This is a genomic window from Mesorhizobium sp. P2_D5 (genome assembly GCF_056404355.1).
Map to the genome: position 1 here is coordinate 1,168,683 of NZ_JBFUEE010000001.1, position 26,397 is coordinate 1,195,079.

25 protein-coding genes are annotated in these 26,397 nt (G+C 62.8%); 19 read left to right on the forward strand and 6 right to left on the reverse strand.

From position 1 onward, the window contains the following. Positions 1–144 precede the first annotated feature (144 nt). From AC1DYW_RS05560 to AC1DYW_RS05595, 8 genes are all read left to right on the forward strand, one after another. Positions 145–1,935 carry an acyl-CoA dehydrogenase gene (locus AC1DYW_RS05560; RefSeq protein ID WP_477225356.1) on the forward strand — a complete coding sequence of 597 codons (1,791 nt, stop codon included), beginning with the start codon at positions 145–147 and terminating at the stop codon, positions 1,933–1,935. A gap of 51 nt (positions 1,936–1,986) precedes the next feature. Continuing rightward, the gene (locus AC1DYW_RS05565) at positions 1,987–3,159 is read left to right on the forward strand and encodes an acyl-CoA dehydrogenase family protein (protein WP_477225357.1); all 1,173 of its coding nucleotides are present in this window, start codon (positions 1,987–1,989) and stop codon (positions 3,157–3,159) included. A 10-nt stretch (positions 3,160–3,169) separates the two neighbouring features. Beyond that, positions 3,170–3,571 carry a DUF4259 domain-containing protein gene (locus AC1DYW_RS05570; protein WP_477225358.1) on the forward strand — a complete coding sequence of 134 codons (402 nt, stop codon included), beginning with the start codon at positions 3,170–3,172 and terminating at the stop codon, positions 3,569–3,571. Between the two features lie 39 nt (positions 3,572–3,610). Beyond that, entirely contained in the window at positions 3,611–4,819 is a 1,209-nt protein-coding gene (locus AC1DYW_RS05575) for an acetyl-CoA C-acetyltransferase (RefSeq protein ID WP_477225359.1), read from the forward strand. 15 nt (positions 4,820–4,834) lie between these two features. Then, positions 4,835–7,051, forward strand: a complete 2,217-nt coding sequence (locus AC1DYW_RS05580) for a 3-hydroxyacyl-CoA dehydrogenase NAD-binding domain-containing protein (protein ID WP_477225360.1) — start codon at positions 4,835–4,837, stop codon at positions 7,049–7,051. 195 nt (positions 7,052–7,246) lie between these two features. After that, positions 7,247–7,552, forward strand: a complete 306-nt coding sequence (locus AC1DYW_RS05585) for a DUF3303 family protein (RefSeq protein ID WP_095082325.1) — start codon at positions 7,247–7,249, stop codon at positions 7,550–7,552. 159 nt (positions 7,553–7,711) lie between these two features. Next, positions 7,712–8,362 carry a S24 family peptidase gene (locus AC1DYW_RS05590; RefSeq protein ID WP_477225361.1) on the forward strand — a complete coding sequence of 217 codons (651 nt, stop codon included), beginning with the start codon at positions 7,712–7,714 and terminating at the stop codon, positions 8,360–8,362. Between the two features lie 9 nt (positions 8,363–8,371). Beyond that, a complete protein-coding gene (locus AC1DYW_RS05595) occupies positions 8,372–9,223 on the forward strand; it encodes a thermonuclease family protein (protein ID WP_477225362.1) in 852 nt (283 codons plus the stop codon). Here AC1DYW_RS05595 and AC1DYW_RS05600 read toward each other — a convergent pair. Continuing rightward, the gene (locus tag AC1DYW_RS05600; protein ID WP_477225363.1) at positions 9,189–10,835 is read right to left on the reverse strand and encodes a lysine--tRNA ligase; all 1,647 of its coding nucleotides are present in this window, start codon (positions 10,833–10,835) and stop codon (positions 9,189–9,191) included. The two genes, AC1DYW_RS05595 and AC1DYW_RS05600, sit on opposite strands and share 35 nt — an antisense overlap. 156 nt (positions 10,836–10,991) lie before the next feature. On the opposite strand from AC1DYW_RS05600, the gene AC1DYW_RS05605 reads away from it, so the two are divergent. Further along, the gene (locus tag AC1DYW_RS05605) at positions 10,992–11,405 is read left to right on the forward strand and encodes a tellurite resistance TerB family protein (protein WP_477225364.1); all 414 of its coding nucleotides are present in this window, start codon (positions 10,992–10,994) and stop codon (positions 11,403–11,405) included. Between the two features lie 18 nt (positions 11,406–11,423). Here AC1DYW_RS05605 and AC1DYW_RS05610 read toward each other — a convergent pair whose 3' ends face one another. Then, a complete protein-coding gene (locus AC1DYW_RS05610; protein WP_457151616.1) occupies positions 11,424–12,275 on the reverse strand; it encodes a transporter substrate-binding domain-containing protein in 852 nt (283 codons plus the stop codon). Positions 12,276–12,532: 257 nt separating this feature from the next. On the opposite strand from AC1DYW_RS05610, the gene AC1DYW_RS05615 reads away from it, so the two are divergent. From AC1DYW_RS05615 to AC1DYW_RS05625, 3 genes are all read left to right on the forward strand, one after another. Further along, complete coding sequence (locus AC1DYW_RS05615; RefSeq protein ID WP_095082317.1) at positions 12,533–13,264, forward strand: helix-turn-helix transcriptional regulator; 732 nt, start codon at positions 12,533–12,535, stop codon at positions 13,262–13,264. 97 nt (positions 13,265–13,361) lie between these two features. Further along, positions 13,362–14,000, forward strand: coding sequence for an acyl-homoserine-lactone synthase (locus AC1DYW_RS05620; protein WP_095082315.1), 639 nt, complete (start codon positions 13,362–13,364; stop codon positions 13,998–14,000). 14 nt (positions 14,001–14,014) lie between these two features. Then, the gene (locus tag AC1DYW_RS05625) at positions 14,015–14,764 is read left to right on the forward strand and encodes an enoyl-CoA hydratase-related protein (protein WP_457151617.1); all 750 of its coding nucleotides are present in this window, start codon (positions 14,015–14,017) and stop codon (positions 14,762–14,764) included. Positions 14,765–14,832: 68 nt separating this feature from the next. Here AC1DYW_RS05625 and ppk2 read toward each other — a convergent pair whose 3' ends face one another. Continuing rightward, positions 14,833–15,741: a polyphosphate kinase 2 gene (gene ppk2, locus AC1DYW_RS05630; protein ID WP_477225365.1), complete on the reverse strand. Its 909-nt coding sequence runs from the start codon at positions 15,739–15,741 to the stop codon at positions 14,833–14,835. A 184-nt stretch (positions 15,742–15,925) separates the two neighbouring features. On the opposite strand from ppk2, the gene AC1DYW_RS05635 reads away from it, so the two are divergent. From AC1DYW_RS05635 to AC1DYW_RS05645, 3 genes are all read left to right on the forward strand, one after another. Then, positions 15,926–17,191, forward strand: coding sequence for a sensor histidine kinase (locus AC1DYW_RS05635; RefSeq protein ID WP_477225366.1), 1,266 nt, complete (start codon positions 15,926–15,928; stop codon positions 17,189–17,191). 113 nt (positions 17,192–17,304) lie between these two features. Then, positions 17,305–18,030, forward strand: a complete 726-nt coding sequence (phoU, locus tag AC1DYW_RS05640) for a phosphate signaling complex protein PhoU (protein WP_477225367.1) — start codon at positions 17,305–17,307, stop codon at positions 18,028–18,030. Positions 18,031–18,121: 91 nt separating this feature from the next. Continuing rightward, on the forward strand, positions 18,122–19,132 hold the full coding sequence (locus AC1DYW_RS05645; RefSeq protein ID WP_095082303.1) for a magnesium and cobalt transport protein CorA: 1,011 nt from the start codon (positions 18,122–18,124) through the stop codon (positions 19,130–19,132). Between the two features lie 111 nt (positions 19,133–19,243). On the opposite strand, the gene AC1DYW_RS05650 is transcribed toward AC1DYW_RS05645, so the two are convergent. Beyond that, complete coding sequence (locus AC1DYW_RS05650) at positions 19,244–19,762, reverse strand: GcrA family cell cycle regulator (RefSeq protein WP_457152058.1); 519 nt, start codon at positions 19,760–19,762, stop codon at positions 19,244–19,246. 356 nt (positions 19,763–20,118) lie between these two features. On the opposite strand from AC1DYW_RS05650, the gene AC1DYW_RS05655 reads away from it, so the two are divergent. The 3 genes from AC1DYW_RS05655 (at position 20,119) to AC1DYW_RS05665 (ending at position 23,360) form a co-directional block, all read left to right on the forward strand. After that, positions 20,119–21,318 (forward strand): acetylornithine transaminase, encoded by a 1,200-nt coding sequence (locus AC1DYW_RS05655; RefSeq protein WP_477225368.1) that lies wholly within the window; start codon positions 20,119–20,121, stop codon positions 21,316–21,318. Positions 21,319–21,335: 17 nt separating this feature from the next. Then, the gene (gene argF, locus AC1DYW_RS05660; protein ID WP_457152060.1) at positions 21,336–22,247 is read left to right on the forward strand and encodes an ornithine carbamoyltransferase; all 912 of its coding nucleotides are present in this window, start codon (positions 21,336–21,338) and stop codon (positions 22,245–22,247) included. Positions 22,248–22,325: 78 nt separating this feature from the next. Continuing rightward, positions 22,326–23,360 (forward strand): Hsp33 family molecular chaperone, encoded by a 1,035-nt coding sequence (locus AC1DYW_RS05665; RefSeq protein ID WP_457152061.1) that lies wholly within the window; start codon positions 22,326–22,328, stop codon positions 23,358–23,360. Positions 23,361–23,402: 42 nt separating this feature from the next. On the opposite strand, the gene apaG is transcribed toward AC1DYW_RS05665, so the two are convergent. Continuing rightward, positions 23,403–23,795 (reverse strand): Co2+/Mg2+ efflux protein ApaG, encoded by a 393-nt coding sequence (apaG, locus tag AC1DYW_RS05670; protein WP_091579771.1) that lies wholly within the window; start codon positions 23,793–23,795, stop codon positions 23,403–23,405. A gap of 223 nt (positions 23,796–24,018) precedes the next feature. Here apaG and AC1DYW_RS05675 point away from each other — a divergent pair, with 223 nt between their 5' ends. After that, the gene (locus AC1DYW_RS05675) at positions 24,019–25,170 is read left to right on the forward strand and encodes a ceramide glucosyltransferase (RefSeq protein WP_477225369.1); all 1,152 of its coding nucleotides are present in this window, start codon (positions 24,019–24,021) and stop codon (positions 25,168–25,170) included. Between the two features lie 14 nt (positions 25,171–25,184). Here AC1DYW_RS05675 and AC1DYW_RS05680 read toward each other — a convergent pair whose 3' ends face one another. Further along, positions 25,185–26,375, reverse strand: a complete 1,191-nt coding sequence (locus AC1DYW_RS05680; protein WP_457152063.1) for an O-succinylhomoserine sulfhydrylase — start codon at positions 26,373–26,375, stop codon at positions 25,185–25,187. Between the last annotated feature and the right edge of the window lie 22 nt (positions 26,376–26,397).

A 26,397-nucleotide genomic window follows, 5' to 3' on the forward strand; every position in this document is an offset into this window, starting at 1 on the left:
GGTGAACGGGAAATCTTGTCGCATCGAAAAAATTGACGTTTACGCAAACGTCAATTTTTGCTATCCCGCTCGCAACATGGGTCCGCATGCCACCCTTGGTAGACTTCGGGGGCATTCGGACAGGTCTGCAGGGTGGAGGAAAGCATGCCGACATACAGGGCTCCGGTCCAGGATACGCTGTTCGTGCTCAACGAGGTGCTGGGCTATCAGCGCTATTCGAACCTTCCCGGATTTGCCGACGCCACGCCCGATGTACTGGAGGCTATCCTCGCCGAAGGTGCCAAGCTCGCCGAAAACGTCATGCATCCGCTCAACCGTGTCGGCGACATGGAAGGCTGTGTCCGCCATGACGACGGCTCGGTGACGACGCCGAAAGGTTTCAAGGAGGCCTTCGACCAGTATCGCGAGGGTGGCTGGATGGGTCTGGCCGCACCCGTAGAGTTCGGCGGCCAGGGCCTGCCCTACGCGGTGCACACCGCCGTTGCCGAATATATGGTGTCGGCCAACATGTCGCTGATGATGTATCCGGGCCTGACGCAGGGCGCGATCGCGGCGATCATCACACACGGCACTGACGAGCAGAAATCCAAATGGCTGCCGAAGATGGTTGAGGGTGCCTGGACCGGCACCATGAACCTGACCGAGCCGCATTGCGGTACCGATCTTGGCCTGCTGCGAACCAAGGCGGTGCCGAATGGCGATGGCACCTACAAGATTTCAGGCCAGAAGATATTCATCTCGGCCGGCGAGCACGACATGTCGGACAACATCGTCCATCTGGTGCTGGCCCGCATCGAGGGCGCGCCTGAAGGCGTCAAAGGCATCTCGCTGTTCATCGTGCCAAAGCTCAAGCTCGACGCATCGGGCAATCCCGGCAACAGGAACACCGTCTCCTGCGGTTCGATCGAGGAGAAGATGGGCATCCACGGCAACTCGACCTGCGTCATGAACTATGACGAGGCCGAAGGCACGTTGCTCGGCGAGGCCAATGGTGGTTTGAAGGCGATGTTCACGATGATGAACGAGGCGCGCCTTGGCGTTGGCCTGCAAGGGCTGTCGCTGTCGGAGATCGCCTACCAGAACGCCGCCGCCTACGCCAAGGATCGCTTGCAGGGCCGCTCGCTGTCGGGGCCGAAGGCACCGGACAAGAAGGCCGACCCGATCATCGTCCATCCCGACATCCGCCGCAGCCTGATGACCATGAAGGCCTTCAACGAGGCCGGCCGCGCGCTGGCGCTGTGGACGGCGATCAAGTCCGACGTCGCCCACCGCTCTGGCGACGACAAGGACCGCCAGGCCGCCGACGACTACACCGGCCTGTTGACGCCGGTGGTCAAGGGCGTGCTCACCGACAAGGGGTTCGACCACGTCGTGATGGCGCAGCAGGTGTTCGGCGGTCACGGGTACATCGAAGAGCACGGCATGAGCCAGTTCGTGCGCGATGCCCGCATCGCCATGATCTATGAAGGCGCCAACGGCATCCAGGCGCTCGACCTTGTCGGCCGCAAGCTGGGTTTGAATGGCGGCCGCGCCGTGCAGGCCTTCTTCAAGGACGTCGGCGAATTCTGCGAGGAAAACCGTTCCGACGAGAAGATGGCGCCGTTCACGAAGGCGCTGAAGAAGGGCCTCAACGACCTTCAGGCCGCCACCATGTGGCTGCTGCAGAACGGCATGGCCAAGCCCGACAATGCGGGCGCCGCCTCGACCGATTTTATGCATCTCTTCGGCCTTGTGGCGCTGGGCTATATGTGGGCGCAGATGGCCAAAGCGGCGCTCGGCAAGACGGGGGCCAACGGTTCGCAGTCCTTCTACGACAACAAGGTTGTGACTGCGCGCTTCTTCATGGAGCGGATCATGCCGGAAACCGGCGCTCACCTCGCCCGCATTTCGAGCGGTGCCGACACGCTGATGGCTCTGCCGGCGGAAGCGTTCTAAGCTCGAACGCCGGCACCGCCGGCCCTGTCCTGTCGATACGCGGAGGAAATCGTGGCGACAAATCCCGCCGAAGTGCTCTCTTTGCCGAAGCCCGCCTGGGCCGCGGACGAGGTCGGCATGCTCTACGACATGGCGCACCGCTTCATGTCGGAGGAAATCGCGCCGCGCTACGACGAATTCGAGAAGAACGAGATGGTCGACCGCGAGAGCTGGTTGAAGGCCGGCGCTGCCGGTCTGCTCTGCGCCTCGATGCCGGAGGAATACGGCGGCTCGGGCGGTACCTTCGCGCATGAGAGCGCCATCATCGAGGCCATCAGCCATGTCGGTGTCGATGGTTTCGGCATCGGCCTGCACAACTCGATCGTCGCCCCCTACATCCTCCACTACGGCTCTGAAGAGCAGAAGAAGAAATGGCTGCCGAAGCTGGCGACCGGCGAGCTGATCGGCGCCATCGCCATGACCGAGCCAGGTGCCGGCTCCGATCTGCAAGGCGTCAAGACGCGGGCAGAGAAGGATGGCAACCATTATAAGATCAACGGTTCCAAGACCTTCATCACCAATGGCCAGCTTGCCAACTTCGTCATCGTCGTCACCAAGACCGATCCGGAGAAGGGCGCCAAGGGCACCTCGCTGATCGTCGTCGAGACCGATGAGGTCGAAGGCTTCCAGCGCGGCCGCAACCTCGACAAGATCGGGTTGAAGGCCAACGACACCTCGGAGCTGTTCTTCAACGATATGCGCGTGCCGACTTCCAACCTGCTCGGCCACGAGGAAGGGCAGGGCTTTGTCCAGCTGATGCAGCAATTGCCGCAGGAGCGGCTACAGATCGGCACCAGCGCCATTGCCATGATCGAGCGGGCACTGGCGCTGACCATCGATTACGTGAAGGAACGCAAGGCGTTCGGCAAGGCGATCATCGATTTCCAGAACACCCAGTTCAAGTTGGCCGAAATCAAGACCGAGGCGACCATCGGCCGCGTCTTCTACAATGATTGTGTGACCCGCCACATCGCCGGCGGCCTCGACCCGGTGACGGCGTCGATGGCCAAATACTGGCTCAGCGACCTGCAGGGAAAAGTCGTCGACGAATGCCTTCAATTGCATGGCGGCTATGGCTACATGAATGAATACCCGATCGCCCGCATGTTCCGCGACGCTCGCGTCCAGCGCATCTACGGCGGCACCAACGAGATCATGAAATTGCTGATTGGGCGGAGCCTTTAGGATAGCAATTATGGGCGCATGGGGTTTCAAGATTTTCGAAAACGATGACGCAGCGGATTTCGTCGCCGAATTTGAGAACAGTGGCGCCGTCGCTGTTGCAGGCGCGCTCGATGTGGCTTGCAACAATCTGGACTACATCGAGGCTCCGGATGGCTCGGTTGCACTGGCCGCCGCTGCAATTGTCGCCGCAGCTAGCGGGAAGTCCGAGTTCTTGTCGGAACCCGCAGAAAAAGCATTGCGAACTGTCTCGAACTGGCAAGCTTTGAGTGGATTGAAGGGCAAGGCAATCCAGGCAGTCGAATGCGTGAGCAGCCCTAATTCTGAACTCATGGAACTCTGGGCTGAAGCCGCTCCGGCTGATGCAGCCAAATTCAAGGACGAACTAAATCGCCTGCGTGCGGCTTTGCGTTAAAGCAAGCCTTAGACGGCACCACAAGGAAGGAACCGAAAAATGGCCGAAGCTTATGTCTATGACGCCGTGCGCACGCCGCGCGGCAAGGGCAAGAAGGACGGATCGCTGCATGAGGTGCCGGCGGTGCGGCTTGCCGCCAGGACGCTCGAAGCATTGCGCGATCGCAATGGGCTCGACACCGGCAATGTCGACGACATCATCTTCGGCTGCGTCGATCCGGTCGGCGAGGCGGGCTCGGTCATTCCGCGCGCCGCCGCCTTCGAGGCTGGCTACGACACCAAGGCGCCTGGCATGCAGATCTCGCGCTTCTGCGCTTCGGGCCTCGACGCCATCAATTTCGGCGCCGCCAAGATCGCGCAGGGCGCCGATGACATCGTCATCGCCGGCGGCGTTGAATCGATGTCGCGGGTCGGCATGGGCGCCTCTGGCGGCGCCTGGTTTATGGATCCTTCGGTTGGCCTGCCCGGCTGGTTCGTGCCGCAAGGCATCTCGGCCGACCTGATCGCCACCAAATACGGCTTCTCGCGCGACGACGTCGACGCCTATGCAGTCGAGAGCCAGAAGCGCGCGGCCAAATCCTGGGCCGACGGCCGCTTCAAGAATTCCGTCATTCCGATCAAGGACCAGAACGGCCTGACCATCCTCGACCATGACGAACACATGCGTCCGTCGACCGACATGCAGTCGCTGGCCTCGCTCAACCCGTCCTTCGTCATGCCCGGCGAAATGGGTGGTTTCGATGCCGTCGCCGTGCAGAAGCACCCCGAGGTGGAAGAGGTCAACCACGTCCACCATGCCGGCAATTCGTCCGGCATCGTCGATGGCGCCGCCGCCGTGCTGCTCGGCTCGAAGAAGGCCGGCAAGGCGATGGGGCTGAAGCCGCGCGCTCGCATCCGCACCTTCGCTAACATCGGGTCCGAACCGGTGCTGATGCTGACCGGTCCGGTCGACGTCACCGAGAAGCTGTTGAAGCGCGCCAAGATGAAGCTGTCGGATATCGACCTGTTCGAGCTCAACGAGGCCTTCGCCTCGGTGGTGCTGCGCTACATGCAGGCCTTCGATATCGAGCACGACAAGATCAACGTCAATGGCGGCGCCATCGCCATGGGCCATCCGCTCGGCGCCACCGGCGCGATGATCTTCGGCACGGTGCTGGACGAACTCGAGCGCCGCGACCTCAACACCGCGCTGGTGACACTGTGCATCGGTGCCGGCATGGGCACCGCAACGATTATCGAACGCGTCTGACAGGGGAGAGAAATCATGAGCTACACCAATTTCACCCTCGACATCGACGCCGACGGCATTGCGCTGGTCACCTGGGACATGCCGGGCCGCTCGATGAACGTCTTCACCGAAGAGGCGATGCTGGAACTGAACGCCATCGTCGACATGGTGGCGGGTGATGCCGCCATCAAGGGCGCGGTGATCACCTCCGGCAAGGACACCTTCTCCGGCGGCGCTGACATCACCTTGCTGCAGAAGATGCTGACCACTTTCGCCGCTGAAAAGGACAAGGATGTCGAAAAGGCCACCAAGGCGCTTTTCGACCAGGCCGGCACTATGACCGGCCTGTTCCGCAAACTTGAAACGTCGGGCAAGCCGTGGGTGTCGGCGATCAACGGCACCTGCATGGGCGGCGCCTTCGAATTGTCGCTCGCTTGCCACGGCCGTGTCGCCGCCGATAGCGACAAGGTCAGGATGGCGCTTCCCGAAGTGAAGATCGGCATCTTCCCGGGCGCCGGCGGCACCCAGCGCGTGCCGCGGTTGACCGATCAGCAACAGGCGCTGCAGATGCTGACGTCCGGCCAGACACTGTCGCCGCAGAAGGCCAAGTCGATGGGCCTGATCCATGAGATAGCCGAACCGGCCAAGCTGGTCGACACCGCCAAGGCGATGATCAGGAACGGCCTGAAGCCGGTGGCGCCGTGGGACGAGAAGGGTTTTAAGCTGCCCGGAGGCCAGATCTATTCACCAGCCGGCTTCAATCTGTGGCCGCCGGCCATCGCGATCCTGCGCCGAGAGACCTATGGCAATTATCCAGCTGCCGCCGCGATCTTGAAATGCGTCTATGAAGGCCTGCTGGTGCCGTTCGACACGGCCCTGCGCATCGAGCAGCGCTATTTCACCGAGATCATGCAGACCCAGGAAGCGGCGGCGATGATCCGCTCGTTGTTCGTGTCGCTGCAGGAACTGAACAAGGGCGCGCGTCGCCCGGCCGGCGTACCGGAAACCAAGTTCAAGAAGATCGGCATTCTCGGCGCCGGCTTCATGGGCGCCGGCATCGCCTACGTCACCGCCAAGGCCGGCATTCCGGTGGTGCTGCTCGACCGTGACATGGAGTCGGCCGCCAAGGGCAAGGCGCATTCCGACAGCCTGGTCTCGGATCAGGTGAAGAAGGGCCGCGCCAAGCCCGAGGAGAAGGACAAACTTCTGTCGCTGATCACGCCGACGGCCGACTATGGCGACCTTGCCGGCTGCGACCTGGTGGTCGAAGCGGTGTTCGAGGATTCCGCCGTCAAGAAGAGCGCCACCGAGCAGGCGGAAGCGGTGCTTAAAGCCTCGGGCATCTTCGCCTCCAACACCTCGACCATCCCGATCTCGTCGCTGGCCAAGAACTCGGCGCGGCCGAAGAACTTCATCGGCATCCATTTCTTCTCGCCGGTCGACAGGATGATGCTGGTCGAGATCATTTTGGGCAAGAAGACCGGCGACAAGGCGCTCGCGACAGCCATCGATTTCGTCCGCGCCATCAAGAAGACGCCGATCGTCGTCAACGACACGCGCGGCTTCTATGTCAACCGCTGCGTGCTGCGTTACATGTCGGAAGCCTACAAGATGTTGATCGAAGGCGTGCCTGCACCCATGATCGAGAATGCGGCGAAAGCCGCCGGCATGCCGGTTGGCCCGCTGGCCCTGACCGACGAGACGGCCATCGACCTCGCGCAGAAAATCATGAAGCAGACCATGCGCGATCTCGGCGACGCCGCCGTCGACCAGAAGCAAATGGCGTTGATCAACACAATGGTCGACGACCATGGCCGCTTCGGCCGCAAGAATGGCAAGGGTTTTTACGACTATCCCGCCAAGCCGGCCAAGAAGAAGCTGTGGCCGGGCCTCAAGGACCTCTATCCGCAGCTTGCGGCCGAGAAGGTCGATTATGAAGAGCTGCAGCAGCGGCTGCTGGTCACCATCGCGCTGGAAGCGGCCCGGGTGATGGAAGAGGGCATCGTCACCGACCCGCGCGAGGCCGATGTCGGCTCGATTCTGGCCTTTGGCTTCGCGCCCTACACCGGCGGTGCGCTGTCCTATATCGACGGCATCGGCGCCAAGGCATTCGTCAAGATCGCCAAGAAGCTGCAGAAGAAATACGGCGCCGAATTCAAGGCGCCCAAGCTGTTGCTCGATATGGCCGAGAAGGGCGAGACCTTTTATGAGCGCTTCAATCCTTACACCGGTGACGTGAAGCAGGCAGCCTGACGCGGGCCGATCTATGTCTGGGTGCGGCGGCAGCGCTGCGTCCTTCGGAGACGCAAAGGATGCTTGTCGCCCTTTGGTCTGCGTATGATGGCCACGGCACGTAGCCGTGGCCGGCGCGCTTCAGCTTTCCCATGAGGTCCGTCGGTGATAAATTAGCTTTTGCTAACCTAAAGTTGGCAGAAGGACGTAATCGTCATGCGTATGATGCTGAGAGTTTCCATCCCGGCCGAGGAAGGCAACAAGGCGATCAAGAACGGCAGCATGGCCAAGTTCATCGAGCACACCCTGTCCGACCTCAACCCGGAGGCCGCCTATTTCACCGCCGACGGTGGCCGGCGAACGGCCTATCTCGTCGTGGAGGTAAAGGACAGTTCGGATATGCCCTATGTCGCCGAGCGGTTCTTCTTCGCCTTCAATGCCAGCGTCGAGATGATCCCGGTGATGAACGCTGAGGAACTCAGGAAGGGCTTGCCGAGAGCGATGGCGGCGATGGCCGGATAGGTTCATCGGCGATCATTGATGTCCGATCACGGAACCGCGCGTCGTTGTCGCGGCGGCACACAGTTTTGTCGGCAATCCGCCTACTGCGCCCGGTGGACATGGCGGCGGTTGCGCGTTAGAGAGGAAGAGGCATTTTTTCCTGTTTCGAGGAGAGCGAGCTTGCTCTCGCATGACCGTGTCTGGGCTGCCATCGATGCTCTCGCCGAGCGCTATTCGCTGTCGGCTTCGGGGCTGGCCCGGCGCGCGGGGCTCGATTCGACGGCCTTCAACAAGTCGAAACGTCTGTCGTCGGATGGCCGGCCGCGCTGGCCTTCGACCGAATCGCTGGCCAAGATCATCGAGGCGACAGGGGCGACACTTGACGAATTCACCGGCCTGATCGAGGGCAGGGCCGCGTCAGCCCAGGGAGCACGGGTAGCCCACAGGCGCTCGGTGCCGTTGCTCGGCTTTGCCCAGGCCGGCGCCGGCGGCTTCTTCGACGATGCCGGCTTTCCGGCCGGGCAGGGCTGGGACCTGGTCGAACTGCCGGCGCAATCGACGGAGAGCTCCTATGCGCTGCAGGTGCAAGGTGATTCCATGCTGCCGCTCTACCGCGATGGCGACGTCCTCATCGTCGAGCCGGGCGCCGTCACCCGCAAGGGCGACCGCGTCGTCGTCAAGACCACCGCCGGCGAAGTGATGGCCAAGGTGCTCGAGCGCCAGACCGTCAAGTCGATTGCACTGGTCTCGCTCAATCCCGATCATCCGGACCGCGACATTCCCATGCGCGATGTCGAATGGGTGGCGCGGATTGTCTGGGCAAGCCAGTAGGTCCGGCTGGTGCGGCTCCCTCATCTTGTCCTGGCGGTTTTGATGGTCCCGGCGATGGCGGCAATGGTCGTCGCTGGCGGTCGCACGCTGAAGGGAAGTGCAGGAGCAGTCACGGTGGATCAGGTCGATCCGGGCGCCGACACGATCTCGCAAGAGGGCGCCGAGACCGTGCTCGCAGAGCCGGCGACATCCGCCATAGCCGCTCCGCAGCCGCCAAAGCCGGAGTCACATTCAAGGGCGATCGATCCTGAAATTATCGTACCACCGGAACTGCCCGCCGAGGGGCTTGAGCGTGTTGAGCCGCGCGAGCCGTTGAGCAAGCTGGCGCTGGCGGTGCCGCCCAGGCCGAAAATGCCCGACGACTGGAACGGGACAAAGCTGTTCCAGCCGGTCGCGCAGGCCGCCGGCCTGATCGAGGCCAAGGGCTATTCGGTCGCGGTGTCGGGCATCGACATCGTCAGGCAGGACGAGACCTGCAGCGATGACGGCAAAGCCTGGCCGTGCGGTATCCGGGCGCGAACGGCGTTCCGCGCCTTCCTGCGCGGCCGCGCGGTGGTCTGCACCGTGCCGCCCGAGGGCGGTCGCGACCTGATCGCCGCCGAATGCCGGATCGGCAAGCAGGATGTCGGTCAATGGCTGGTCGAAAACGGCTGGGCTCGGGCCGCCAAGGGTGGGCCCTATGTCGAGGCCGGCGACGAGGCGCGCACGGCCAAGAAGGGCATTTTCGGATCGGCGCCGAACCTCTCCGGCATGCCGGCGATGCCGGCCGCACCGAGCCCTGCGCCTCAGGCGCCGAGCTCGATCCTGGAAGAGGTCGACGGCGTGCTCAAGCCAGCTGACCAGCCAGCGCCCGCTCAATGAGCGCCCGCGTCTCGGCAATGCCATAGAGCGCGGCGAACGAGCCGAAGCGCGGGCCGCGCTCTTGGCCGATCAGCACCTGGTAGATCATCTGGAAGAAGGCGCCCGACACGCCGGGGCCACCTTCCGGGCTCTGCTTGGAGTGATCCTGATAGCGTTCGATCCTGCGTGCGACGTTGAGCGAAGCGTTCTGGATCGCTTCGCCGTTGGCGTCCGTCGGCAGCGCGCCAAGCGCCGTGTCGAGGGCTGCCAGCGCCGCGCGCTCGACCTCGTCGGCGGGGCGGAAGGTTTTCGTCGGCTTCACGAAATCGTCGAAATAGCGGATCGCATGGCCGACCAGCTGGTCGAGCTCGGGATGCGTCTTAGGCGTCACCCCCGCGGTATGGCGCGAAATGAAGCCCCATAGCACATCCTTGTTCTGCGCGTTGGAAGCGCTGACCAGGTTGAGCAGCAGCGAGAACGGCACCGGCATGTCGATGGCCGGCGGGTTGCCGTCATGCATATGCCAGACCGGGTTGCCCAGCCGCTCCTTCCAGTCCTGCCGCGGGTAAGCCGCAAGGAAGGTGTAATACTCGTCCACTGCTCTCGGGATGACATCGAAATACAGCTTCTTGGCCTGCCGCGGCCGCTGGTACATATAGAGCCCGAGGCTCTCGGTCGGCGCATAGGTCAGCCACTCGTCGATGGTCAGCCCGTTGCCCTTCGACTTCGAGATCTTCTGGCCGTTTTCGTCGAGGAACAGTTCATAGACGAAATGCTCCGGCGCGCGCCCGCCCAGGATGTTGCAGATGCGGTCATAGACCACCGCATTGGTCTGGTGGTCCTTGCCGAACATTTCGAAATCGACGCCGAGCGCTGCCCAGCGCATGCCGAAATCCGGCTTCCACTGCAGCTTCACCCGCCCGCCAGTGATCGAAAGCGTGGTCTCGGTGCCTTCATCGTCGAAGGTGATGGTGCCGGCCTTGGCGTCGACATGCTTCATTGGCACGTAGAGCACGCGGCCGCTCTTCGGCGAAATCGGCAGGAACGGACTGTAGGTGGCCTGCCGCTCGGAGCCGAGCGTCGGCAGCATCACCGCCATGATCTGGTCATAGCGTTCGGCGGCACGCAGCAGCATCGCGTCGAAGCGGCCCGACTTGTAATATTGCGTCGCGCTGGCGAACTCGTAATCGAAGCCGAACGTGTCCAGGAAGCGGCAAAGCATCGCGTTGTTGTGATCAGCAAAGCTCGCATAATCGTCGCCGAACGGATTGGGCACCGACGACAGCGGCTTGTGCAGGTGCGGCTCCAGCGCTGCGCGATCCGGCACGTTGTCGGGTATCTTGCGCATGCCGTCCATGTCGTCGGAAAAGCACAGCAGCTTGGTCGCAACCTTGTCCTGAGTCAGGACGCGGAAGGCGTGCCGCACCATCGTCGTGCGCGCCACCTCGCCGAACGTGCCGATATGCGGCAGCCCGGACGGTCCGTAGCCGGTCTCGAACAGGATTGTTTCGGGAAAGTCGGTGCCTTTGTAGCGTTCGATGATCTTCTTGGCTTCCTCGAACGGCCATGCCTTGCTGTCGGTCGCGGCCGCCAGCAGCTCGGGATTGAGATCGAAGATGTTTGATCCCGCCATGTCACAGTTTCCAAATAAATCGCCAGTGTTGCCCGGAGCAGGGGTTTTCAACCGGTCTCTAGGCGTGCGTGGCCGGAGCGTCAACGCGTGCAGCGCTTTTTCCTTGCGGTGCAGATACCGCTTTCCTACCTTCGGAGCCCATTCAAGGAGTATAGAATGCCGTTGCCGACGCCGCATGAAGCGCTGATCTACCTGATGGTCATCACCTCGGCTTCCGACCGCGACATGACCGATGTCGAACTGGCCCGGATCGGCGACGTCGTCCGCTCGTGGCCGGTGTTTGAAGATTTCAATCACGACCGGCTGGTCGGCGTCGCCCAGGCCTGCCAGAAGATGCTGAATGAAAAGGGCGGGCTGGAAGGCGTTCTTGCGCGGGTTGCCGAGGCGCTGCCCGAGCGCTTGCGCGACACCGCCTATGCCGCCGCCTTCGAGGTGGCCGCCGTCGATCTCGAAATGCGCATGGAGGAAGTCCGGGTGCTGCAGCTCATCCGGCGTCAGCTTGACCTCGACACCTTGACGGTCGCCGCCATCGGTCGTGCCGCCAAGGCGAGGCTGCGCACCCTGACTTAGGGCGCTGCCTTTCGGGGCCTAGAAAAAGCTGACCGGGAAATAGCGCAGATAGAATTCGGCGAACGTGCCTTTCATCGAGATCTCCTGCAGCGCGTAGTCGAACGCGGCGGCCAGTGCTGGATCGTCCGCCCTGGTGGCGATGGCCATGCCAGAACCCAGGTACTCGGGCGCTAGATACGGTCCGCCGGCAAAGCGGCAGCAGCCGGCCGCATCCGATCCGCCCAGCCAGAAGGCCAGCCGCATGCCGTCGCCGAAGGCGGCGTCGAGCTTGCCGGCCTTGAGATCGGCATAGAGATCTTCCGGCCTGTCGAAGGGGACGATCTGAACGGTGTTGAAATAGTCGCGCAGCATGCGCTCATGCGCCGAGCCGGCGAGCACGCCGACACGCTTGCCGCGCAATTTGTCAAAGACCGGGTCGGTTAGATCCTTGCTCTTCTGCGTGACGAAGCGGGCCGGGAACTGCAGGTAAGAGCGTGAGAAGGCATAGGTCGAGCGCGATTCGGCCGTTGCGGCGATGCCGGCGATGATCGCTTCGCCCTCGCCTTTCTGCAGCGCGCCTTCGAGCTCTGCCCAGGGCAGGGCCTGGATCTGGCATTTGTCGACAATACCCAGCTCGGCGCAGATGGCGCGCGCCAGATCGATATGGAAACCGGACAGTTTTCCCGAGCCGTCAAGGAAATTGAAGGGTGGAAAATCCGTGGTCGTCAGGAAGCGCAGCCGGGGCAGTGCCGAAAGGTCCGGTTTCGGCAGCCGCTCCTTTGCATCCCACAGCACCGGCACCTGCGGCTCAGCGGCACGCGCGGTACCGGCGACCGACAGCGCTGCGATCAGCAGCGACGCAAGAGCCAAAGACCTCCACTGGAACGCCACGATCAGACTCCGCCGCAGTCGTGTTGGCAGGTTTTGGTACGAAAATGACAAAGGTACAATGCTTTTTGATTTCAACGCGTCAATTTCAGGATATGCTTTAGGGAGTTTGCAAATAGCAGTGGCTGCCTTGGTTGGGGGACCAAGGTGAGAACCACGACCGGAAACATGCGGTTTGCAATCCGTGGTCGGTGGTGAAGTGCAAACGAAGCACGCATCATTGGTCGCAATGCATGAGGCAACATAGGGTTGATGTTGCGATGGGTCAGTTCGATCGCACGCTGGAATTCATAGACCAACTGCAGCACGCCGGAACGGCGGCGGCAGTCTGCGAAACGTTGCTGGGTGTAACGTCGGATTTCGGGCTCACCGCTCTGATGGCGGGAACCGTGCCGCAGCCGGGCACGCCAAGCGGCCAGCAAAAGCAGCATGTGCTTCTGTGCGACTGGCCTGTTGAATGGCTGGAGCGCTATGTAGCGCGCAACTATGTCGATCACGACCCGGTCGTCAGCCACATGAAACAGCTGCAGGCGCCGTTCCAGTGGCGCGAAGCCTCACAGGGCGCCCGCATCGACAAAAGCAGCGGCGAAGTGATGGGCGATGCCGGCGCGTTCAAGTTGCGCGACGGACTGGCCTTCCCGCTGATCACGCTCGACGGCCAGATCGTCATGGTGTCGCTGGGCGGCGAGGCAGTCGAATTGTCGGCGGCCGATTTCGGCCTGGTGTCGCTGGTGTCGACCTATGCGGTCGGCCGCGCCATGCAGCTCCACACGATGGCGAGCAACACCATCGATCACATCGTACTGACGCCGCGCGAACGCGAATGCCTGCAATGGGCCGCCGTCGGCAAGTCCGAGTGGGAGATATCGCAAATCCTCGGCATCTCCGAACATACCTCGGAGAAACATCTTCTTAACGCCAAAAGCAAACTTGGTGCCGTCAACCGGGTTCAGGCGGTCGCCGAAGCGATAAGGCGGGGCTACATTAGTTAGGTCGGCCGTGCCGGCCTAGCAATTCTAGCCTACGCGATCACGCAATTTTCTCATCGAAGCACGGCCGTATCTTCCTCTGAAACCAGGAGATGACGGAATGCTTTTTTCTCTCACAACCCAAGAATTGATGGAACGCCCGGACCTTTGGGAGGCGGTCCATCGCTTGCGCTACAAGATATTCGTCGAGGAGATGGGATGGGAGGACCTCAGGCGCCCCGACGGGCTCGAATGCGACCAGTTCGATCATGACGAGGCCGTCCATCAAATCGTCATCAGGGGCAGTGAAGTCGCAGGCTACCAGAGGCTTTTGCCGACGACGCGGGGACATCTTCTGACCGAGGTGCTGACCGACCTCTTTGAAGGAACGCCGCCCTCCGGACCCAACATTTACGAGTTGACCCGCTATGCGGTCGCTCCAGGTTACCGCGATGGCCGTCGCGGCGTGTCAACCGTCGGCACCGAGCTGATCGCTGGCTTCGTCGAGTGGGGACTGAAGCGCAACGTCAACCAGGTGATCATCGAGTTCGAGCCGATGTGGGTGCTGCGCGCATTGCAGCTGCATTTCCTGGCGACCCCGCTGGGCTATCAGCGCACCTACGGCAACCAGCAGGTCGTAGCCACCTTGCTTACCTTCAACGAGCACACGCTCGATGTGGTGCGTTCGCGCCGCAATCATTTTGCTCCCGTGCTGACCAGGGGATACCCCGACATGCTCGGCCAAAGGCGTGCGTCGTGAAATCGGAGACAGTCATGAGCCCCCATCCGCAACCAGAACTCCGCAACCACACGCTAATTGTCACCGTATCGTCGAATGACGGCCGGCCGGTGCTGGACAGAAGAGCCTACGAAAGCCTGGCAAAGACCTTCCATGAAGCCGCCGACAATGAGGAGGTGCGCGTCGTCGTGCTACGCGGCCTGTCAGGCTGCTTCTGCCTCGGCGGCGATTTCTCCGAGTTCCTCGACGCCACCAAGCACCAGAAACTGATCGCCGCCGTCACCGATCTGTTTCGCACGCTGGCGACGTTCCCCAAGCCCATCCTTGCCTGCGTCGATGGCGATGCCGTCGGCGTCGGCTGCACGATCCTGTTCCATTGCGACATGGTGATCGCGTCCGATCAAAGCACGTTCCGGGTGCCGTTCGTCGATTTCGGCCTGGTCCCGGATGCCGCGACCAGCATCCTGGCGCCGCAGAAACTCGGCTATGCCGGTGCTTTCCGCTTCTTCTGCCTCGGCGACACACTTCGCGCCGAGGATGCCAGGGCGCTCGGCCTCGTCGCCGAGATCGTGCCGGGCGGCAGCGTCGAGGACGCGGCCCTCGGCCGGGCGAGACAGCTTGTCAAGAAGCCGGTCGCCGCCTTGCTGCAGACGCGCGGCCTGCTCAAGGGCAACACCGGCGCGCTGTGCGACCGTATCGATCAGGAGATTTCGCTTTTCCAGCAGGCGCTGCAGGACGACACCACGCTGCGGCGATTGCAGCGCATAGCCCGGCTGGTGGCTTGAACGGTCCGACCGAAAGGCGCCGATGACGAACGCGCCGCGCGGCCTCTGGCTGCGCGGCGCAAAAGACGTCAGTCTTGCTTTCCCAGAAACGACGGCCCTTCGCCAACGATCTTCTTGTCTTCCTTGCCGATGATGTCGAGATCGCGCCCGTCATAGGGCAGCGACAGGAGGATGCGCCGAATGACCCCGAGCCGCGCGCGCCGCTTGTCATTGGCCCGTATGATGATCCACGGCGCGAATTCTTTGTGGGTGCGCTCGAACATGGTGTCGCGGACCTTGGTGTAGTCGTCCCACTTGGTGATCCCGGCAACGTCGATCGGCGAAAACTTCCAGCTTTTCAGCGGGCTGAAGCGGCGATCGTGAAAGCGCTCGAGCTGCGTCTCCTGCCCGATGTTGAGCCAGAATTTGAAGAAGTGGATGCCCTCATTGGCGATCATGCGTTCGAAATGCGGTGTCTCGTCGAGAAACTGCTCGTGCTGCTGCGGCGTGCAAAAACCCATCACCGGCTCTACGCCGGCGCGGTTGTACCAGGAGCGGTCGAAGGTGAGGAACTCACCCGATGTCGGGAAATGGTCGACATAGCGCTGGAAGTACCATTGCCCCTGCTCTGTCGGGGTCGGCTTGGTCAGCGCCACGTTGCGCGCGGTACGAGGGTTGAGGTATTGGCGCAGCACGAAGATCGTGCCGCCCTTGCCGGCGGCGTCGCGGCCCTCGAACAGCGCCATCACCCGTTTGCCGGTGGACTGCAGCCACGCCTGCGCCTTGACCAGCTCGATCTGCAATTTCTCGAGCGTCTCGTCATACTCCTCGCTTTTCATCTTCTTGTCGTAGGGGTAGCCGCCGGCGGTCAGCTTGTTGTCCTCGACCCAGTCGGGAAGTACGGGATTTTCAATATCGAACTCCCGCTCCTTGCCGCCGATCCTGATCTTCAGCGGACCCGAAGTTGGCGCGGCGGGAGTTTCCTTGGCTTTTTTCATCGAGACGAACCCTTTTCTGCTTCCGGACTCATGCTATTGGGAGCCACTACAGCACTTTTGATTTTGCGCATGATCCTTTCAGAAAATCGATTCCGATTTTCTGGGTCATGCGTTAGACCGGTCGCGCGGAAGTTTCCGTCGCCGGTCGACCGGGTGCGAGGCAAGGGTGCGGGCGCGCGAGCGAATGGCTGACCTGGACGCAGAGCAGAGTGGCATGGCGCAAGGCCTGGCGGTCCGGCTGTGGAGCAGCCGCTGGCTGCTGATCGCCGGCGTCGTCGCGATTCTCGGCGTGTATGCCTTGGCCGCGATATCCGGCTTTGTCGTCCTTGCGGCGCTGACGCTGCTGCTTGCAGCGGCAATGCTGCCGGTCACCGGCACGCGCCAATCGGCCGAGAGTGCCGCCGCGATCGAGGCAATCGGTTTGCAACGGCTCTCCGGCGAATATCTTGCGGCCGCCGTCGCCGACCCGCTGATCATCTTCGACCGAACCGCCACCATCGTCCACGCCAATGCCGCCGCCTTCGCCGCCTTCGGCGGGATTGCGCCCGGTCTGTCGCTGTCGCTGAAATTCCGGGCGCCGGAAATGCAGGCTCTGCTGGACGGCGTGCTGTCGGGCGATGTCGCCTCTGACGTCGTCGACTATACGGAGAAGCTGCCGGTCGAACGGGCTTACCGGGTGAGTGCCTCCTCGGTCGGCCACGGCACCGATCTCTATGTGCTGGTGTTCAAGGACCAGAGCGAAGCGCGCAGGATCGACCGCATGCGCGCCGATTTCATAGCCAATGCCAGCCACGAACTGCGCACGCCGCTCGCCTCGATCTCCGGCTTTATCGAAACGCTGCGCGGACCGGCCCGCAACGACCCGGCGGCGCGCGACCAGTTCCTGCAGATCATGCAGAGCCAGACCGGGCGCATGGCGCGCCTGATCGATGATTTGTTGTCGCTATCGCGGCTCGAGATGAAGCCCTATCTGAAGCCGGGAACCGAGGTCGACCTGCGTGAGACGGTCGATAGCGTCATCGATTCGCTCGGACCGCTGGCCAGGGAAAACAGCGTTATCGTCGAACGGGATTACGCCGACGGCCCGCTCGACGTGCCGGGGGATCGCGACGAGCTCTTCCAGGTCTTCGAGAACCTCTTGGAAAACGCCTGCAAGTACGGGCAGTCGGGCGGCCGCGTGGTGGTGTCGATCGCGCGCGGCGATCCCGGCTCGGAGCCAGGCATCGACGTGACCATCAGGGACTTTGGCCCCGGCATTCCCGAGGAACACATTCCGCGCATCACCGAGCGCTTCTATCGCGTCGATGTCGAGACCAGCCGCACCCAGAAGGGAACCGGCCTCGGTCTGTCGATCGTCAAGCATATCCTGACACGCCACAATGGCCGGCTTTCGATCAAGTCCGAGTTCGGCAAGGGCGCTGCCTTCTCGGTTCATTTGCCGACGCACTGATACTGCCCTAGTTTTCCACGGGACCGTTTCTTTTTTCTGTCATCCGGCTAGCGTATCAGCGGGGATTCGAGGAAACGACTCAAAACAAGACACCCGTGGGAAGGCATTTCGCCATGCAGTCCGTGCATATCATGAGCGCCTATGACGAGGAGCTGAAATATCTGTCGAAGCGCATCGCGGCGATGGGCGGCCATGCCGAGCGTATGGTCGAACAGGCGGTTGCCGCCCTCGTCAATGCCGACCCCGGCCTCGCCCAGAAGGTCATCCGCGACGATGCAGTGCTCGATGAAGGGCAACGCGAAATCGACGACAAGGCGATCATCATCATCGCCAAGCGCCAGCCGATGGCGACGGACCTGCGCGAGATCGTCGGCGCCATCCGCATTTCCGCCGACCTCGAACGGGTCGGCGACCTCGGCAAGAACGTTGCCAAGCGTGTGGGCGCCGTCACCGACGGACGCCAGCCGACCAGCCTGTTCCGTGGCCTAGAGGCCCTGGCCAACCTGGCGCTGACCCAGCTCAAGGAAGTGCTCGACGTCTACGCATCGCGCTCGGTCGACAAGATCGGCTTCGTGCGCGACCGCGACGACCAGATCGACGCCATGTACACGTCGCTGTTCCGCGAATTGCTGACCTACATGATGGAAGATCCGCGCAACATCACGCCGTGCACGCATCTGCTGTTTTGCGCCAAGAACATCGAGCGCATCGGCGATCACGCCACCAACATCGCCGAGACCATCTACTACATCGTCACCGGCGAGCAGATGCCGGCCGAGCGGCCGAAGGGCGACAAGACCGACAAGATCAGCCTTTCCGCGACGCCTCCGGTTAATTGAACGGTCGCACTCTCGAACCATCATCCGAATTGCGCTAGACTTTCCGGGCTTTCCTGTATCCTCGTCCGTGGATTTGCTTCGGGAGGTTGTGATGGAAAATGTTCGGAACCTGACTCCGGCGCCTGCGCCGACCTCCGGCATTATCGCTTGCGGCGTCTACACGGCTGGGCGTCGCATCGCCGACATTCCCATCGAGGAAGCCGGCGAATGGGCAAAAAAAACTGGTCATGTCGTCTGGATTGGCCTGCTCGAGCCCGACCGCAACCTGCTGCTTCGCGTCCAGGCGCAGTTTCACCTGCATGAACTGGCGATCGAGGACGCCGAGCACCCGCACCAGCGGCCGAAGATCGAGCAATATGGCGACGCCTTGTTCATCGTCGCCCGCACCGCACAGCTGATCGACGGCCGGGTCACCTTCGGCGAGACCCATTTGTTCGTCGGCAGCGGCTACATCGTCAGCGTCAGGCATGGCCCGTCCACATCCTATGCCGCCGTGCGTCAGCATTGGGAAAGCTGCCCGCATTCGCTGGCCAAGGGCGAGGATTTCGTCCTCTACGCCATTCTCGATTTCATCGTCGACAACTACATGCCCGTGCTCGAGCAGATCGAGGACGAGGTCGAACTGATCGAGGACAGGGTCCTGCTGAAGCCGATGACAGGTCCCGACATCGAGCGGCTCTATATGCTGCGCCGCGATCTTTTGCGCTTGCGCAATGCGGCGCTGCCGCTGGTCGAGGTTTGTCGCCGGCTGACCAGTGCCGACCTGCCGCAGATTCACACGGCCATGCATCCGCTGTTTCGTGACGTGACCGACCATATCCGCACCGTGCAGGAAAAAATCGACAGTCTGCGCGAGGTGCTGGCGTTCGCTTTCGAGGCCAGCCTTCTGGTCGGCCAGAGCCAGGAAACGGCGATCTCCAAGAAGCTAGCCTCCTGGGCCGCCATCTTGGCGGTGCCGACGGCATTCGCCGGTATTTACGGCATGAATTTCAGCGACATGCCGGAATTGAAGATGGAATATGGCTACCCGGTGGTGCTGGCCACGATCGCGCTGATCTGCTCGTTTCTCTACTGGCGCTTTCGCAAGAATGGCTGGCTGTGAAGAAGAGGGCAGTAGGGCAGTAGGGCAGTAGGGCAGTAGGATGACATTTCGCAAGCGCGACTTTCCGCACGCCTACTGCCGTATTGCCTTACTCCCCTATTCCCTTCTCTGTTATCGACTCCGCCGCCGCTCCGATGCCGGCTGGAACGCCACGCGGGCGTGGTACTTGCAGTAGGGGCCGGTTTCGGCGGCTTCGTTGCCGCAGAAATTGAAGTCCTCCGAAAGCGGATCGCCGTTCGGCCATTTGCAGGTCCGCTCGGTCAGCTCGACGAGCTGCAGATGCCGTGAGATCGGCACCACGACATTCTCGACCGGGCGGATATAGTGGCGTGCCACAGGTTCGGCGTCGAACTGCGTCTGCAATGCCGTTGCGCCGATCGATGTCGTGACATGACGGACCGTGCTTGCGGCGCGCGACACCGATTTCTGAACCGTCGATCCCTGCGCCGCCTTCTTCTGGCGTGCCGGCGTGGCGGTCGACCGCCCGCGGCCCGACAGTTTCAGCCGGTGCACCTTTCCAATGACCGCATTGCGGCTGACCCCACCAAGCTGCGCAGCAATCTGGCTTGCGCTCAGACCCTCGGACCACAGTTTTCTGAGAAGTTCTACCCGCTCGTCAGTCCAGTTCATGAGACCGCTCCTGCTAAGCGTGCGGCAATCGGAATCCACTCCCGGCCCGGCAACATTTGCCGGGGCAGACACCACATATATCTGGTGATTAGGTCCGCCGCACGAAATCTAGTTATTTCTTGACTACAACTACTCTATGCGCTGACTCGGTGACAAGAGTCCCAAGTGCAACACGAATCGGTTTTTTAGGTTTTCCCCAACTTGCCCGGTCGCTCGTGAGCCGGCGTTGCGTCGGAGGGCTTGCCGCGGGACACTACGCGACGTTTTCGTTGACTTCATGGCCGAAAAACACGATAAGCCGCACAGGCCGCCGCTTTGGCGGCTTTTTTGATTTTCCGGTACCGGAGACGCATATAATGAGCGGTTCGGCGCTTTACGAGACCTTTGCTCGCGCACCCCTGGCCTTCGACCATGGGGAAGGCACCTGGCTGGTTACCGACAAAGGCGAGCGATATCTCGATTTCGCCGGCGGCATCGCCGTCAATTCGCTGGGCCACAGCCATCCGCATCTGGTCGCCGCACTCACCGAGCAAGCCGCAAAGCTTTGGCATGTCTCCAATCTCTACGAGATTCCGGGCCAAAGCCGGCTCGGCGAGCGGCTGGTGGACGCCACCTTCGCCGACAAGGTGTTCTTCACCAACTCCGGCGCCGAGGCGCTGGAATGCGCGATCAAGACGGCGCGACGCTACCATTTCGTCAAGGGCCATCCCGAACGCTTCCGCGTCATCACCTTCGAGGGGGCCTTCCATGGCCGCACGCTGGCGACCATCGCGGCGGGCGGTCAGTACAAGTACCTTGAAGGGTTCGGACCCAAGGTCGAGGGCTTCGACCAGGTCGGCTTCGATGACATCGATGCGGCCGAAAAGGCGATCACGCCAGAGACCGCGGCGATCCTGATCGAACCGGTACAGGGCGAGGGCGGCATCCGCCCGGTGCCGACGCAGTCGCTGAAGCGGCTCAGGCAGTTGTGCGAACAGCACGGCCTGCTGCTGATCTACGACGAGGTCCAGTGCGGCATCGGCCGGACCGGCAAGCTGTTCGCGCATGAATGGTCCGGCGTCACGCCCGACATCATGGCGATCGCCAAGGGCATTGGCGGCGGCTTCCCGATGGGCGCCTGCCTTGCCACCGATGAAGCGGCCATTGGCATGACGTCCGGTGTGCATGGCACCACTTTCGGCGGCAACCCGCTGGCCATGGCGGTCGGCAACGCGGTGCTCGACGTGGTGCTGGAAGACGGCTTCCTCGAAGATGTCCAGCGCAAGGCGCTGCTGATGAAGCAGGGGCTGGCTGCGGTCGCCGACGAGTTTCCCGAGGTCATCGAGGACATCAGGGGCACCGGGCTGATGCTCGGGCTCAAATGCGCCATGCCCAACACCAAGGTGAACATGGCATTGCGCGACCAGCACCTGCTGGCGGTTCCGGCCGGCGACAACGTCATTCGCCTGTTGCCGCCGCTCACTGTCACAGATGCCGAGATCCACGACGCGCTCAACCGCATCCGCGCCGCCTCCAAGGGCCTGGCGGAGGCGATCGCAGCCGCCGCCGCGAAGTAATCCCGGAACCGTTGCTGATGTCAGTTCGCCATTTCACCGATCTTTCCGCCGTTTCCGAAGGCGATCTGCGCTTCATGCTCGATGATGCGGTGGTGCGAAAGGCTCGCCTCAAGGCAGGCGAACGCACCAGGCCGCTCGAGGGCAAGGTGCTGGCGATGATCTTCGACAAGCCCTCGACGCGCACCCGCGTGTCCTTCGACGTCGGCATGCGGCAGCTCGGCGGCGAAACCATCATGCTGACCGGCACCGAGATGCAGCTCGGCCGCTCCGAGACCATTGCCGACACCGCCAAGGTGCTGTCGCGCTACGTCGACGCGATCATGATCCGCACCACCTCGCATGAGCGGCTGCTCGAACTGACCGAGAATGCCACCGTTCCGGTCATCAATGGACTGACCGACGACACCCATCCCTGCCAGCTGATGGCCGATATCATGACCTTCGAGGAGCATCGCGGTCCGGTTGCCGGCAAGACCATCGCCTGGACCGGCGACGGCAACAATGTGCTGCATTCGCTGCTCGAGGCCTCGGCGCGGTTCCGCTTCAACCTCAACGTCGCCGTGCCCGAAGGCAGCGAGCCGGAGCAGAAGCATATCGACTGGTCGCAGGCGCATGGTGGCAAGCTGCACTTCACCCGCTCGCCCGAGGAGGCCGTCGACCAGGCCGACTGCGTCGTCACCGATTGCTGGGTGTCGATGGGCCAGGAGCATCGTGCCCGCGGCCACAACGTGTTCTCGCCCTACCAGGTCAATGCCAAGCTGATGGCGAAGGCCAAGCCGGAGGCGCTGTTCATGCACTGCCTGCCGGCGCACCGCGGCGAGGAAGTGACCGACGAGGTCATTGACGGGCCGCATTCGGTGGTCTTCGACGAGGCCGAGAACCGGCTCCATGCCCAGAAGGCCGTGCTCGCCTGGTGTCTCGGCGCTTGATCTCTGGGGGTGTGATGCCTATTTGCGCCGCATCACGCAAATCAAGCGCGTTTCGAAGCATGCGCCCTCCAGGGCGGCATGGCCGCGCCCTGGAGCATTGTCATGTTGGAAACCTATCAAGTGACTGAACATCACCCCAAACTCGGCGAATTCGGCTACGCCGGCGACGATCACGTCGTGCCCTTCGAGGTCGGCCCTCTCGATGTGCGCGGCCGCACCGTCCAGCTCGGGCCGATGCTCGACGCCATCCTCAGCCGTCACGACTATCCCGAACCGGTCGCCCGCCTGCTGGCGGAAGCCTGCGTGCTGACGGTGCTGCTCGGCACCTCGCTGAAGTTCGAGGGCAAGTTCATCCTGCAGACCCGCACCGACGGGCCGGTCGACATGCTGGTGGCGGATTTTTCCACGCCCTCGGCACTGCGCGCCTATGCCCGCTTCGATGCAGACCGGCTGGAGGCGCTGGTCGCGGCCGGCGAAACGTCTCAGCAGACGCTGCTCGGCAGCGGCGTGCTGGCGCTGACCATCGACCAGGGTGCTCACACGCAGCGCTATCAGGGTATCGTCCAGCTCGATGGCGAAACGCTGGAAGACGCGGCCCGCACCTATTTCCGCCAGTCGGAGCAGATTCCGACCGATATCAGGCTTTCGGTGGCCAAGCTGCTGACGCCTGGCGTCGGCGGCGCTCGCGAGCAGTGGCGTGCCGGTGGCATCCTAGCGCAGTTCCTGCCGCAGTCGCCCGAGCGCATGCGCGTTCCGGACCTGCCGGGCGGCGATGGCGATCCGCGCGAGGAGATCCACGATCCGGCCGACAATTCCTGGCAGGAGCTGCTGGCATTGCTCGGCACCATCGAGCCGACCGAACTGATCGACCCGACGATCGGCGCCGAGCGGCTGCTGTACAGGCTGTTCCACGAGCATGGCGTGCGCGTCTTCGGCGGCGTACCGGTCGCCGACCAGTGCTCATGCTCGAGGGACAAGATCCGTGGCATCCTCGAGGGCTTCTCGGCGCAGGAGATCAAGGACAGCACCGAAGACGGCGGCATCCACGTCGCCTGCGAATTCTGCTCGAAGCAATATGACTTCGATCCGGCGGAATTTGCGGCGGCCCAGTAGAGAACGAGCCTCACCGGCTGCTTGGCGGCCGGTGAGGCGAAGCTAATTCACCGTCCTTCGCGTCCCCGGCAGATCCAGCGAGAAGGCGGGGATGGCGATGTCGAACGTCTCGCCCCGCTTGTTGCGCATCGTGTAGTGCCCGACCATGATGCCGGACGGTGTCGAAAGCGGGCAACCGGACGTGTATTGATAGCTGTCGCCGGGATTGAGTTCGGGCTGGTCGCCGACGACGCCGGCACCGCGCACCTCCTCGACCCGTCCGGTGCCGTCGGTGATGTGCCAATAGCGCGACAACAGCTGCACGAACTCATCCGACTGGTTGTCGATCGTTATCTGATAGCCCCAGACATAGCGGTTCTCCGACGGGTCCGAACGGTCCTCCAGATAGAACGGCCTGACCTGCACTTCGATGTTGCGCGTCACGGCGCGGTACATAAGCGGCTCCAAAACAATCCAAGTCGAACTGTCCTCGCTCCGGGCGAGCAGGTCAACGTGCGCGTCTTGTCGCGCCCGGCCTGAAAGGCAGGTGCCGACAAAGAATGTCATTTAAGTGACACATGACAATGGTGGTGTGCACGAAGCGGGCGACTCGGCGCTCTGTCGAACTGTTGAAAACGGCCATCACGCGGGCCGTCTTTTCTGGAGTGGCCAGGTCTCGATGGAACTCACCCTCATAGCCGCCTCGCTTTCGATCGCTCTCATCCTTTCAAACCTCGCCAGCATCCTGCTCGCCGCTTCGCGTCTGAAGCGCCACCGCACCATCGCGCCGCCGGCCGGCAAGCCGCTGCCGGTGTCGATTATCGTGCCATCGCGTGGCGTCGAGCCGTTCGCGCAGGAGACGCTGGAGCGCGCCCTCTCGCTCGACTGGCCTCGCTATGAACTGGTCTTTTGCGTCGCCCATGCGGACRATCCGGTGGTCAGGCTGATCCGTGCCGCCATCGCCCGTTCTCCCAAGGTGCCGGCGCGGCTGCTGATCGGCGACGACCGCATCAGCGCCAATCCGAAACTCAACAATTGCGTCAAGGGTTGGGAGGCAGCGCGCCACGATTGGGTTGTCCTGGCCGATTCCAACGTGTTGATGCCGAGAGACTACGTGCAGCACCTGATGGCTGCATGGCGGCCCGACACCGGCCTTGTCTGCTCGACGCCGATAGGCTCGCGGCCCGCTGGCTTCTGGGCCGAGGTCGAATGCGCTTTCCTCAACACGCTGCAAGCGCGCTGGCAATATGCCGGCGAGGCGCTTGGCCTCGGCTTTGCCCAGGGCAAGAGCATGCTCTGGAACAAGCCGATGCTCGACGCCAGTGGTGGCATCCGTGCGCTCGCCGCCGAGATCGCCGAGGACGCTGCCGCGACCAAGCTGGTCAATGGCCTTGGCCTGCGCGTCAATCTCGTCGCCGCGCCCTTCGAGCAACCGCTCGGCCGGCGCACCTTTGACGAGATCTGGTCGCGTCAGGCCCGTTGGGCGCGCCTGCGCCGCGTCACTTTCCCATGGTTTTTCGCACCCGAAATCCTGACCGGGGCAGTGGTGCCGCTGGCACTCGCGCTGTTGGCGGCGGCAAGCGCGGGCGTCAGCCTCTGGGCAACCGCCATTGCCGTGCTGGCGGCCTTCTACCTTCCTGAATGCGCCCTGGCCTGGTCCAAAGGCTGGTACCTGTCGTCGCGCATGGTCGCGGCGATCATGATGCGCGACCTGATCCTGCCGGCGATGTGGGCGCGCGGCTGGCTGGGTGGCGCCGTCGACTGGCGCGGCAACGCGATGACCATCGGCACCAAGGCGGCCGAGTTGGAAGAGACGCCGTCCGGCGCCTGATGGCCAAAGGCCTTTTACTTGGCCGACTTCAGCGCCTGTTCGATGTCTTCCAGAAGATCGTCGGTATCCTCCAGGCCGACCGACAGCCTGAGCGTGCCCGGCCCGATGCCGAGTTCGGCACGCGCTTCGTCGCTCAGATTCTTGTGCGTCGTCGTCGCCGGATGGGTGATCAGGCTCTTGGCATCGCCGAGATTGTTGGAGATCAGTACGATGTCGAGCGCGTTCTGCAAGGCGAAGGCCGCCTGCTTGCCTCCCTTGACGTCCAGGCAGATCAGCGTCGAGCCGCCCGACATCTGCTTCTTGACGATGGCCGCCTGCGGGTGGTCGGCGCGGCCGGGATAGATGACGCGGACGATTTCGGGCCGCTCGGCCAGGAAATCCGCGATCCTGCTGGCGCTTTCCGTCTGCTGGCGCACGCGCACCGGCAGCGTCTCCAGCCCTTTCAGCAGCGTCCAGGCATTGAACGGCGACAGGCTGGGGCCGGTGTGGCGGAAATAGTCGTGCAGGTTCTCGTCGATCCACTTCTTGTCCGACAGGATGACGCCGCCGAGACAGCGGCCCTGGCCGTCAATATGCTTGGTCGCCGAGTAGACGACGATGTGCGCACCGAGCTGCAGCGGCTTCTGCTGCAGGGGTGTGGCAAAGACATTGTCGACGATCAGCCGCGCACCGATCGAATTGGCAAGCGCGGCAACCGCGGCGATGTCGACCACTTCCAGCGTCGGGTTGGTCGGGCTTTCCAGGAAGAACAGCTTGGTGTTCGGCTTGACCGCCTTTTCCCAGTTGGCGATGTCGGTGCCGTCGACCAGCGTCGCCTCGATGCCATATTTCGGCGCCAGCGTCTCGACCACCCAGCGGCAGGAGCCGAACAGCGCGCGTGCTGCCACGATATGATCGCCGGCCCTGGCGCTGCACAACAGCGAGGCCGTCACCGCGGCCATGCCGGATGCGGTGGCGCGCGCGTCCTCGGCGCCTTCGAGCGCGCACATGCGTTTTTCGAACATGTCGACGGTCGGGTTGGCGTAGCGCGAGTAGATGAACCCCGGCTCCTCGCCCTTGAAGCGGGCTTCGGCGGCCTGCGCAGTTTCGTAGACATAGCCCTGGGTGAGGTACATCGCCTCGGAGGTTTCGCCGAAACCGGAACGCAGGGTTCCGCTATGCACGAGTGTCGTTTGAGGCTTCCAGTTACGCTTCTTGGTGCTCATCGCTTTTGTTCCAGACACAAAA